This is a genomic window from Nocardiopsis tropica (assembly GCF_042660575.1).
GTDB classification, from domain to species: domain Bacteria; phylum Actinomycetota; class Actinomycetes; order Streptosporangiales; family Streptosporangiaceae; genus Nocardiopsis; species Nocardiopsis tropica.
Genome location: NZ_JBHSUF010000042.1, coordinates 1 through 11,877, shown reverse-complemented (window position 1 = coordinate 11,877; position 11,877 = coordinate 1). Strand labels below are relative to the sequence as shown.

The 11,877-nt window shown below is 72.3% G+C and carries 6 protein-coding genes; 2 read left to right on the top strand and 4 right to left on the bottom strand.

Translation table 11 applies throughout. From position 1 onward, the window contains the following. Together ACFQBR_RS33320 and ACFQBR_RS33315 are read right to left on the bottom strand one after the other, a co-directional pair. Positions 1 to 1,164 (bottom strand): cbb3-type cytochrome c oxidase subunit I (locus ACFQBR_RS33320; RefSeq protein ID WP_465264176.1); only part of this gene is annotated, 1,164 nt, incomplete at its 3' end. Positions 1,165 to 1,717: 553 nt separating this feature from the next. Continuing rightward, a complete protein-coding gene (locus ACFQBR_RS33315) occupies positions 1,718 to 2,920 on the bottom strand; it encodes a lactonase family protein (RefSeq protein ID WP_344186004.1) in 1,203 nt (400 codons plus the stop codon). A 265-nt stretch (positions 2,921 to 3,185) separates the two neighbouring features. Between ACFQBR_RS33315 and ACFQBR_RS33310 the strand changes: the two genes are divergently transcribed. Both ACFQBR_RS33310 and ACFQBR_RS33305 read left to right on the top strand, forming a co-directional pair. Further along, the gene (locus ACFQBR_RS33310; RefSeq protein WP_330162178.1) at positions 3,186 to 3,458 is read left to right on the top strand and encodes a type II toxin-antitoxin system TacA family antitoxin; all 273 of its coding nucleotides are present in this window, start codon (positions 3,186 to 3,188) and stop codon (positions 3,456 to 3,458) included. 7 nt (positions 3,459 to 3,465) lie between these two features. Beyond that, positions 3,466 to 3,957 (top strand): GNAT family N-acetyltransferase, encoded by a 492-nt coding sequence (locus ACFQBR_RS33305; protein ID WP_344186002.1) that lies wholly within the window; start codon positions 3,466 to 3,468, stop codon positions 3,955 to 3,957. Between the two features lie 51 nt (positions 3,958 to 4,008). On the opposite strand, the gene hrpA is transcribed toward ACFQBR_RS33305, so the two are convergent. Both hrpA and ACFQBR_RS33295 read right to left on the bottom strand, forming a co-directional pair. Next, positions 4,009 to 7,989 carry an ATP-dependent RNA helicase HrpA gene (gene hrpA / locus ACFQBR_RS33300; protein ID WP_344186003.1) on the bottom strand — a complete coding sequence of 1,327 codons (3,981 nt, stop codon included), beginning with the start codon at positions 7,987 to 7,989 and terminating at the stop codon, positions 4,009 to 4,011. A 347-nt stretch (positions 7,990 to 8,336) separates the two neighbouring features. Further along, on the bottom strand, positions 8,337 to 11,877 hold a 3,541-nt coding region (locus ACFQBR_RS33295), incomplete at its 5' end, for a type I polyketide synthase (protein ID WP_378554968.1).

Here is an 11,877-nt window from a genome sequence, read left to right as displayed (position 1 = left end):
GTGGAAGTGGGCCACCACGAAGTAGGAGTCGGTGACGTGGAAGTCGATCGGCGGGGAGGCCAGGAGCACGCCGGTCAGGCCGCCGAAGAGGAAGGTGGCCAGGAAGCCGAGGGTGAAGAGCATCGGCGTCTCGAAGGTGATCTGCCCCCGCCACATCGTGCCGATCCAGTTGAAGAACTTCACGCCGGTCGGGACCGCGATGAGGAAGGACATGAAGGAGAAGAACGGCAGCAGGACCGCGCCCGTGGGGAACATGTGGTGCGCCCACACGGTGACGGAGAGGCCGGTGATGGCGATGGTGGCGGCCACCAGGCTCTTGTAGCCGAAGATCGGCTTGCGGCTGAAGACCGGCAGGATCTCCGTGACGATGCCGAAGAACGGCAGGGCGATGATGTACACCTCGGGGTGCCCGAAGAACCAGAACAGGTGCTGCCACAGGATGGCGCCGCCGTGCTCGGCGTTGAAGACCTGGGCGCCCACCATGCGGTCCGCCCCGAGAGCGATCAGGGCGGCGGTCAGGACCGGGAACGCGATGAGCACCAGGACGCTCGTCAGGACCACGTTCCACGTGAAGATCGGCATGCGGAACATCGTCATGCCGGGCGCGCGCATGCACAGGGCGGTGGTGATGAAGTTGACCCCGCCCAGGATGGTGCCGAGGCCCGACACGAGCAGGCCCAGGATCCACAGGTTGCCGCCCATGCCCGGGGAGCGGACCGCGTCGGACAGCGGCGTGTACGCGAACCAGCCGAAGGCGGCCGCGCCTGCCGGGGTGAGGAACCCGCCCACGGCGACCAGCCCGCCGAAGAGGAAGAGGTAGTAGCTGAACAGGTTCATCCGGGGGAAGGCCACGTCCGGGGCGCCGATCTGCAGCGGCATGATGATGTTCCCGAACCCGATGAAGAGCGGGGTCGCGAACAGCAGCAGCATGATCGTGCCGTGCATGGTGAACAGCTGGTTGTACTGCTCGTTGGACATGAGCTGCATGCCCGGTGAGAACAGCTCGGCGCGGATGAGGAGCGCCAGGACGCCGCCGAAGAGGAAGAACGCGAACGAGGTGATCAGGTACATGTACCCGATGACCTTGTGGTCGGTCGACGACAGCCAGCTGGCGATGAGCCTCCCCTGGCGGGTCTCCCCACCGCCCCCGGTCTCGTCGTACACGTCGGGCGCCGTCGATACCTCTGCCACGATTCAAACCCCCGAATACACAAAACAACGGATAAAAGAGGGCTGCCCGCAGCCGTTTCCCGACCGCCGCGCGCCCGTGGAATCCCTTTCCAGAATCCCAGGGTAACGCTAACGCAGGGCTCGGCTTCGCACGCGAAAGAGAGTCCGTGTTCTCCCGTTGAATAATTCGCTTTTGTTTCGTTCTTTTCCGTTTTGCCGTCAGCCGGGATGATTGCGGGTGATTGTTTTCCCGGAAAGGCCGGGGTTCGGCGGAACCCCGGCTCCGGGGACGGGTCCGGAGCGGCCGGCCGGCGGCGACGGCGGCCCGGTACCGGCGGGGCCCGCCTCCGGCCGTCGGGTCTGCCGCGTGCGGGGGCACAGTCGAGGGCCGGATCACGGCCGTCGTCTGAAGACCGGTCCCCGGGGCGAGGTGTACGGCTGCCGGGTCCACGGGCCGCGCCGCCGCCGTCCGGGCGGAGCCGGGTCGTCCGCCCCGGTCCCGGGCGGGACCGGAGCGGTCACGCGGGCCCCTCGGGCGTCGCGGAGGTCAGGTGGCGGCGCGGCGGATGCGGTTGATGGGGACGGGCAGCACGCAGACCGGGTCCGGGACCTCCAGGCGGTGGCCGGTGTCGGCCGGGATCCCGGTGTCGGGGTCGATGAGCAGGGAGGCCAGGGTGCCGCCGTTCTGGGCCGCCGCGACCAGGTGGTCGGGCTGGCCGCCGTGGCCCCGCACCACGGTGAAGTGGCGGGGCCATTCGCCGCCCGCGGGCGTGTCGGCCAGGTGCTCCAGGCGGGCGCCGCCGTCGCGGACCGCGAACGTGGAGATGACGTCGGCCCCGCGGTTGGACACGTAGACGCGGCCCTCGTAGGTGCTGGTCAGGGGGAGCGCGTCGCCCTCGGCGATCTCGCGGCCCCCGGCCTTGAGCCGGTGCAGGGCGATCTCCGCGGGGGAGTTCCGCCCGGCGGCCTCGTCGGCGGTGGCGGGGACCGAGCCGAGGTGCTCCCCGGTGCCCTTCCGGGGGTCCCACAGTACGACGTGCACGCGCGAGTCCAGCTCGCCGGCCACGTAGACGTACTGTCCGTTGACCGCCATGTGGCGCGGACCGGTGCCCGGCGGGAGCTGGACGGTGCGGAGCAGGCCCTCCTCCGGTCGGGGCGCGGCGGCCCCCTCCGGCCCGGTCGCGCCCCCCGGCACGGCGTAGTGGTGGACGCGCAGCTCGTCGGTGCCCAGGTCCGCGGCGAGCAGGTAGCGGAGGCGAGGGTCGGCGGAGTCCTCGACGACCGCGGTGCTGTGCGCGTGCGGGCCCTCCTGCCGGTCGGTGACGGGTCCGCCGCCCCGGTGGGCGAACCGGCCGACCGGGCCGGCGGGGGTTCCGTCCTGTGCCGTGGGGACGAAGGAGACCACGCCGTCGGCGTAGTTGGCGACGGCGACCTGCTCGGGGCCCAGGTCCCGCACGTGGCAGGGGGAGCCGCCCCCGGTGGGCACGGCGCCGAGTTCGGCGAGGGAGGCGTCGCCGCCGACCCGGAAGGCCGTGAGGGTGCCCTCGGCCCTCTCGTTGACGGCGTACACCGTGGGCGGCTCGGGCCGGAAGGCGAGGAAGGAGGGGCCCGGGGTGCGGGCCGCGACGCCGCCGTCGGTCATCTCGCCCGTCTCCGGGTCGAACCACACCCGGTGGACGCCCCCGCCCTCTCCCGGCGGGTCGGAGTCGGGGGTGTAGGTCCCCACGAGCAGCAGCCGACGTCCGTCCACCGATCCACCGACCGATTCGCCCACCGGGGAGCCTCGTTTCCCTCGTATGCGTACACGTGTGAGTGGTCTACACCACCGGCCGCATGCTACAGGTTCCCCTGTGACCGGAGGGGCGGCGCCCTCTGCGTCGACTCCGGGGCATGACGGCGCCCCCTCTGAAACTCCTCGCGTCTTCCGTACAAGTTCCGTACAATCTCAGGTAGCTCCCGGCTGTGCCGTCCGACACGGCCGACCGGGAGGTACCACCCGACTAAGGAGTTCGCCGATGGGGACCGCAACCGAACGCGTGGAAATCAGAGTCACCCCCGAGGACAAGGCCCTGTTCCTCGAAGCCGCACAGATCCGGCACGAGTCCGCTTCCAGGTTCGTCGCGCGGGCTGCCCGTGAAGCCGCCGAGGAGGTCCTCGAGCGCGAGCAGACCACCACGGTCCCCGCGGCGTTCTTCGACGCCATGATCGAGTCCCTGGAGGAACCGGCGCAGCCGATCGAGGAGCTGTCCTCCGCGGTGCGCAGGCACCGCTCCATCGTGAAGAGGTAAACCGACCGTGTTCGTCTGCCAGCCCCTCAGCCGGGAGCACCGGCTCGACTCCTTCACCTGTGGAAAGGAGGAACTGGACTCGTGGCTCCGCGGGAGCGCGCTCCACGCGCGCGCCAACAACACCGCCGCCACCTTCGTGTGGTGCGAGGAGGAGAGCACAGAAGTGGCGGCCTACTACTCCTTCACCTCCATGACCCTGGAGAGGGACGCTCTGCCCAAGGCCCTGGCGCGGGGCAGTATGCACAAGGTCCCCGCGGTGCTGCTGGCGCGTCTGGCGTTGCACACCCGGCACCAGGGCCAGGGGCTCGGTCCCGTACTGCTGGTGGATGCCTTCGAGCGGGCGTTGGCGGGCAACGAGATCTTCGCGGTGCGGTTCCTCGTGGTCGACGCCCTGGACGAGGAGGCCCACACCTTCTACGGCAAGCACGGGTTCCGGGGGATCCCCGACAGCATGCGCCTGTACCGCAAGATGAGCGATATCGCCAAGACGCTCGGATGAGGGCGACCGGCCCCGTCCGGTCCACCGGACGGGGCCCCTCCGCCCCGGTGGCTACTGCCTGCCGGCGGCCTTGACGGCCTCCAGGGCCTTCATGATGCGCTTGTCGGAGACCGGGTAGGCGGTGCGCAGCTCCTGCGCGAACAGGCTGACCCGGTACTCCTCCAGCATCCAGCGCAGCTCGGCCACGTCGGCGTCTGCCGCCCGCCCGGGGGGCAGGGACCCGGTGACCTTCGCGACGGCCTGGCGCATCTGCTCGGTCTTGGACATGTTGACCTGGTCGCGGCGCGGGTTCTCCGGCAGCTTGTCCAGGCGGTACTCGATGCCCCTCAGGTAGCGGTGCAGGTCGTCCAGGCGTGCCACGCCCGCGGCGGTGACGAACCCGTCCCCCACGAGGGAGCCGAGCTGGCCCTGCACGTCGTTGAGCGAGGGCAGGACGGCCAGGGAGGTGGTGCCCCTGACCTTCTTGGAGACCTTGCGCCACAGCACCAGGACCCGCGCGACCTTGTCCAGGGTCTCCGCGAGGGTGTCGCCGAGGTCGGCGCGGACCCGGTCCGCGAGCGCGGCGAAGTCGTCGCCGTTCCAGACCGGCCCTCCCTCGCGGGCGAGCAGGTGGTCGACGGCGGCGGACTCGGCGTCGGCGAGCATCGCCTTCACCGAACCGTGCGGGTTGTCGGCCAGGGCGAGCTTGTCCGGGTTGTTGAGCCCCTTGCTGACGGCGAGCGCCGGCGAGGGGATCGTCAGCATGAGCAGGCGCCGGGTCCCGGCCCGCATGGCGGCGCGCTGCTCGGCCCGGGTGTCGAAGATGCGCACCGCGACGCTGTCGCCCTCGTCCACCAGGGCCGGGTAGCCCTTGACCTTGGGGCCGAGCGCCTTGCGCTCCAGGGTCTGCTCCAGCGGACCGAAGTCCCAGGAGGTGATGCCCTTCTTCTCCACGCCCTTGGCCTCCGCGGAGATGGCCTCGCGCAGGCGCGGTTTGAGCTTGGCGCGGAGCTGCTCCAGGTCCTTGGACTCGGCCAGGGTCCGGTTGCGGTCGTCCACCGCTCGGAAGGTGATGCGCAGGTGGTCGGGCACGCGGTCGAGCTCGAAGGCGCTCTCCGGGATCCGGTCCCCGCCCCTGGGCTGGGCCATGCGGGTGAGCTCGGCGGCCAGCGCCCCGGTCAGCGTCCCCTCGTAGGGGGTGAGGCCGGCGCGCGCCTGGGCGGCGTTGTCGGGGACCGGTACGAAGAAGCGGCGCTGCGGCTTGGGCAGCGAGCGGATCAGCGCGGTGACGAGTTCGTCGCGCAGGCCCGGGATCTGCCAGTCGAAGCCGGTGTTCTCCACCTGGTTGAGGAACTTGAGCGGGATGTGCGCGGTGACTCCGTCGGCGGCGCTGCCCGGCTCGAACTGGTAGGTCAGCGGGAACGTGAACGCGCCCTGCCGCCACACGTCGGGGTAGTCGTCCTCGCTGACCACGTCGACGCCGTCGTTGATGAGCTCCTCGCGGGTGAAGTCGAGGAGCGTCGGCTCGGTCCGGCGGGCCTTCTTCCACCAGGCGTCGAAGTGCGCGGCCGACACGACGTCGTCGGGGACGCGTCGGTCGTAGAACCGGAACAGCGTCTCGTCGTCGACGACGATGTCGCGGCGGCGGGCGCGGTGTTCGAGGTCCTCGACCTCGTCGAGGAGCTTGCGGTTGTCGTGGAAGAAGTGGTGCCGGGTCTCCCAGTCGCCCTCGACGAGGGCGCGGCGGATGAACAGCTCCCGGGACAGCTCCGGGTCGATCTTCCCGTAGGACACCTTGCGCTGCACGACGATGGGCACGCCGTAGAGGGTGACGCGCTCGAACGCCATGACGGCGCCGCGCTTGCGCTCCCAGTGGGGTTCGCTGTAGTTGCGCTTGACGATGTCGCCGGCGAGCTCCTCGGCCCACTCCGGTTCGATCCGCGCGACCATGCGGCCCCACAGCTTGGACGTCTCGACCAGCTCGCCCACCATGACGAAGCGCGGCTGCTTCTTGAACAGGGCCGAGCCGGGGAAGACGGCGAAGCGCGCCCCGCGCCCGCCCAGGTACTCGTGCTTCTCGGGGTCCTTGAGGCCCACGTGGGAGAGCAGTCCGGCGAGCAGGGACATGTGGACGCCGCGCGGGTCGGCGGCCTCCTCGCGCAGCGGCGGCACCTCGATGCCCATGGTGCGCAGGACCTGCTTGAGCTGGGAGTGGATGTCCTGCCACTCGCGGACGCGCAGGTAGTTGAGGAACTCTTCGCGGCACAGCTTGCGGAACTGGTTGCCGGACAGCTCCCGCTGGCGGTCGCGCAGGTGGTTCCAGAGGTTGAGGAACGCCAGGAAGTCCGACTCCTTGTCGGTGAACCGGGCGTGGGACTGCTGGGCCTGCTGCTGCTTGTCGGTGGGGCGCTCGCGCGGGTCCTGGATGGACAGGGCGGAGGTGATGACCATGACCTCGGCCAGGCAGTCGCGCTCCTGGGCCTCCAGCACCATGCGGCCCAGGCGCGGGTCGATGGGCAGCTGGGCGAGGCGCCGGCCGGTCTGGGTGAGGCGGCGCTTGCCGCCGCCCTTGCCGGAGGCGGCCTCGGCCTCGGGGTGCAGGGCGCCGAGTTCCAAGAGGAGGTTGACGCCGTCCTTGATCTGGCGGTGGTCGGGGCCGTCCACGAACGGGAAGGCCGCCACGTCGCCCAGGCCGAGGGAGGCCATCTGGAGGATGACGGAGGCGAGGTTGGTGCGCAGGATCTCGGGGTCGGTGTACTCGGGGCGGGACAGGAAGTCCTCTTCGGAGTACAGCCGGATGCAGATGCCCTCGGAGACGCGGCCGCAGCGGCCCTTGCGCTGGTTGGCGGAGGCCTGGGAGACCGCCTCGATGGGCAGCCTCTGCACCTTGGTGCGGTGGGAGTACCGCGAGATGCGGGCGGTGCCGGGGTCGATGACGTACTTGATGCCGGGGACCGTCAGGGAGGTCTCGGCGACGTTGGTGGCCAGGACGACGCGGCGCCCGCTGTGGGAGGACCACACGCGTCTTTGCTCGGAGACCGACAGGCGCGCGTAGAGCGGGAGGATCTCGGTCCCGCGGAGCTTCTTCTTCTCCAGTGCCTCGGCGGTGTCGCGGATCTCGCGCTCGCCGCTGAGGAACACCAGGATGTCGCCGGGCGGCTCGTGGGAGAGCTCGTCGACGGCGTCGAGGATGGCCTGGGTCTGGTCGCGGTCCGTGCCGGGCCCGGGGTTCTTCTCCTCGGGGTCGAGGATGTCCTCCGAGATGGGCCGGTAGCGGACCTCGACGGGGTAGGTGCGCCCGGACACCTCGATGATGGGGGCGTCGTCGAAGTGGCGGGAGAAGCGCTCGGGGTCGATGGTCGCCGAGGTGATGACGACCTTGAGGTCGGGGCGCTTGGGCAGGAGCTGCTTGAGGTAGCCGAGCAGGAAGTCGACGTTGAGGCTGCGCTCGTGGGCCTCGTCGATGATGAGGGTGTCGTACTGGCGCAGCATCCGGTCGTGCTGGATCTCGGCGAGCAGGATGCCGTCGGTCATCAGCTTGACCAGGGTGCTGCCGCTGGAGGAGTCGGTGAAGCGCACCTTGTAGCCGACGGTCTCGCCCAGCGGCGTGCCGATCTCCTCGGCGATGCGCTCGGCGACCGTGCGCGCGGCCAGCCGCCGGGGCTGGGTGTGCCCGATGGTGCCCATGACGCCGCGGCCCAGCTCCAGGCAGATCTTGGGCAGCTGGGTGGTCTTGCCGGAGCCGGTCTCACCGGCGACGATGACGACCTGGTGGTCCCGGATGGCCTCGGCGATGTCGTCGCGCCGGGCGCTGACCGGGAGCGACTCGGGGTAGGTGAGCTCGGGGACGGCCTCGCGGCGCAGGTCGACGCGCAGGACCGCCTCGTCGATGTCCTTGGCGATCTGGGCGGCGGCGGAGGCGCCGCGGCGCTCGTCGCGGATCTTGGCGAGGCCGTCGATACGCCGACGGAGCCGGTGCCGGTCCGCGGGCATGAGGTCGCGGAGCCGGGAGCGGAGTGCGTCAGCGGTGGGTGTGGGCGTGGTCGTGCTCATCAGTAGTCAAGAGTAGGAGGGTCGGCAACCGGTTTTCGACGCGGAGCCGGATACCGGAGGAGGACGGTCGCGGCCGGGGCGCTCCGCGAGGTCGGCGGAGGGTTCCCGGGCACGTGGTGCTCAACGCCGGCGGGGCCGGTTCTGTTCCGCGCGGCTCCGGCCCCCGCCCGCACGCGCGCCGCCGGGGCGGCCGGGGCCCGGATCCCCCGGCGGTCCCCGCCCGCGCGTCCCCGGGTCGCGGACGCGGAGCGGCCCCGCCCGGACCGTGTCCGTGCGGGGCCGGGTGCGCCGGGGCCGTCACGGCGGACCGTGGCGGCCCCGGCCGGGAACCGTGGCGTCCGGGGCCGCTACAGGCCCCGCGCGGCCAGCCAGTCGTGCAGTGCGCGGCCCACCACGTCCACGTGCCCCTCCAGCATGGTGAAGTGGTCGCCGGGCACCCGCAGCACCTCGTGCGGGAGCGACCACGTGAAGGGCGGCACCGCGCCGCCGTCCCGGTCGATGGTGGGCTCCTCGGGACGCAGCTGGACGACGGGCGTCTCCACCGGACCGGGCAGCCAGTCACGGAACAGGCGCAGGTAGGCGCCCATGGCGCTGAGCCGGACGCCGTCCATGATGCCCAGCAGCTCCCCGCGGGCCACCACGCCCGTCTCGATGGTCGCGAGCGCGGTGTGGTCGGTGGGGTGGGGGGCGTCCATCAGGGCGAGCGTCTCCGGCGTGCGCGCCCTTCCGAGCGTCCGGAGGTGTTCGAGCCGTTCGAGGACGGCGTGCGCCACCCACCCGCCGGAGGAGCGTCCGACCAGGATGTACGGCCGGTCTCCCGCGCACTCCAGGACGGCGTCGGCGAGGACCTCGGTGACGGCGCCGATGCTGGCCGGCAGCGGCTCCCCGTCGGTGAACCCGGGCTCGGGGATCACCTCGACCTCGCGCATCCCCCGCACGCCGTTGGCGAAACGGGCGTACTCCTGGACCCCGGAGATCATGAGGATGGACGGCAGGCAGATCAGTTTCGTGCCGCTGCCCTCCTTGGACAGGCGGACGGGGCCCCGCGTCACGGGTGCGTCGTGGACGCCGGTGAAGACGGGCCTGACCTGGGACGCCGCCCACAGCAGATCGATCCCCTCGGCGATCCGCCGTTGGGCGCAGGCCTCCACGAACAGGTCCGCCAACCCGTCGAGGGCCCGTCGGGGTTCGGTCCGCGCGGGGGCGGCGCCCCTGCCGTCTCCGACCTCCTCCAGGAGGTGGACGGCCAGGGCGCGCGGTGTGGGGTGGGCGAAGGCCAGCCCGGCGGGCAGTCGCAGGCCGGTGGCGGCCGCCAGCTGGTTGCGCAGTTCGACGGCGGTGAGGGAGTCGAAGCCCACCTCCAGGAAGGGGGTGTCGGCGTCGACCGCGCTCGTGCCGGCGTGGCCCAGCACCTCGGCGGTCCGGGCCAGCACGAAGGAGAGCACCAGGTCCGTCCGCTGGTCGGCGGGGGTGCGGGCCAGGGCGCCTCGGAGGTTCCCGGCGGTCTCCGCCGCTGCCCCGGCCCGCCGCCGGGGCGGTCGGACGAGGCCGCGGAGCATGGTCGCGACCTTCCCGGTGCGAACGGCCCTGGCACGGGCGCCGGCCAGGTCCATGGGCACCGGCAGCACGTGGGGAACGCCCGTGGCGAGGGCGGCGTCGAACAGGGCGAGTCCGTGTCCGGTGTCCACCGGCCCGGCCAGGCCGAGGCGGGCGTAGCGGCTGATGTCGCCCTCGTCGAGGGCGGCGGTCGTCCTGCTGCGCTGGGCCCACATGCCCCACGACAGCGACACCGCGGGCAGCCCGTGCGCACGGCGGTGGTGGGCGAGCATGTCGACGTAGGAGTTGGCGGCGCTGTAACCGGTCTGTCCGGGGCTGCCCAGGGTGCCGGCCACGGACGAGAACAGGACGAACGCCGACAGGTCCGAGGTGAGTTCGTGCAGGTGCCAGGCGGCGTCGACCTTGGGCCGCAGCACGTCCTCGATGCTGTCGGGGGTGGTCGAGGTGAGCAGGCCGTCGTTCAGGGCGACGGCGACGTGGACCACGGCGGTGATCCGCCGGCCGGCCAGGAGGGCGGCCAGCTGCTCCCGGTCCGAGGCGTCGCACGCGGCGAGGGTGACGTCGACGCCCTTGGCTGCCAGGGAGGCCTCCAGTTCTGCCGCGCTCTCGGCGTCGGGGCCGCTGCGGCTGACCAGGAGCAGGTCGCGGACCCCGTGGTGGTCGACCAGGTGGTGCGTGATCTCTCCGCCCAGGGTGCCGGTGGCGCCGGTGACCAGCACCGTGCCGTCACCGAAGGAGGTGGGGAGTGCCTCCCGGGCGCTGCGCGCCAGACGGGGGGTGAGGACGGCTCCGCCGCGCAGGGCGACCTGGTCGTCGTCACCGCTGAGGACGGCGGTCAGCAGCGCGGAGGCGCGTCCGGGGTCGTCGGTGTCGACGATGGAGAACCGGCCGGGGTGCTCCTGCCCGGCCGCCCGGACGAACCCCCACAGAGGCGCGTGCACCAGGTCGGGGACGTCCTCGCCGGGGCCGGTGGCGACGGCCCGGTGGGTCAGCAGGACCTGTCGCGCGTCGGCGACGCGTTCGTCGGCGAGGAGGCGCTGGGCCTGGTCGACCGCCTGTACGAGAGCGGTGCGCACGTCGTCCGGTGTCGGGGCGAGGGGCGTGGAGAGCCTCGGCAGCAGGACGCGGTCCGGGACCGGGGCTCCCGCGTCGAGCGCCCGGGTCAGGGCGTCGGCGTCGGCGTAGGAGCGGACGGTGTGCCCGGCGGCGGTGAGCGCCGTCGAGCTGTCGAGGATGTCCTCGCCCAGCACGGCCCAGACCTGGGGTTCGGCGGACGGTGAGGCGATGGTGTCGACCCATTCCACGTGGAACAGGTCGTCCGCCGGCTCGGTCGCGGCGCCCGGCCCTCCCGTGGGGGCCCGCAGGGTGAGGGAGTCCACGGTGGCGACGGGGGCGCCGTGGGCGTCGGCCAGGGTCATGGCGACCTCGTCGGCGCCGAGGGGCCGGACGTGGACGCGCAGGGAGGTGGCTCCCGTGGCGTGCAGGGTGACGCCGTTCCAGGAGAAGGGCAGGCGCACGCCGTCCGTGGGCATCCAGGGGGCGCAGCCGAGGGCGTGCTGGGCGGCGTCGGAGAGCGCGGGGTGCAGGCCGAAGCGCTCGGCGTCGGACCGCTGGGCCTCGGGCAGCTCGACCTCGGCGTACACCTCGTCCCCGTCGGTCCAGGCGCAGGTGAGGCCGCGGAAGGCCGGGCCGTAGTCGTAGCCGATGTCGCCGAGGCGGGTGTAGAGGTCGCCGACGGGGACCGGTTCGGCCCCGGGGGGCGGCCACGACCCGAGGTCGTCGGGGACGCGGTCGGGTTCGGGGGTGAGGGTGCCCGCGGCGTTGCGGGTCCAGGGGCGGTCCCCCAGGTCGGGGGTCCGTGATGCCGGGCGCGAGGAGACCGAGAAGGAGCGTCGGCCCCGGCCGTCGGCGGCCTCGACGAGGACCTGGAGCTGGACGGCGCCGCTCTCGGGCAGGAGGAGGGGCGCCTGGACGACGATCTCCTCCACATGGGGGCTGCCGAGGCGGTCGCCCGCGTTGAGGGCGAGTTCGAGGAACGCCGTGCCGGGCAGGAGGACGCTGTCCCCGGCGGCGTGGTCGAGCAGCCAGGGGTGGGTGGTGCGGGAGACCCGGCCCGTGAAGAGGGTGCTCCCGGTGTCGGCCAGGGACAGCGCGGCGCCGAGGAGGGGGTGCTGCTCCGGCTCCAGCCCGGCGGAGGCGACGTCGCCGCGCGAGCGGTCGCCGGTCATCCACAGGCGCTGTCGTTGGAAGGGGTAGGTCGGCAGCTCCACCACCCGCGCCCCCCGCCCGAACACCGCCGTCCAGTCGATGTCCGCGCCGTGCGCGTACGCC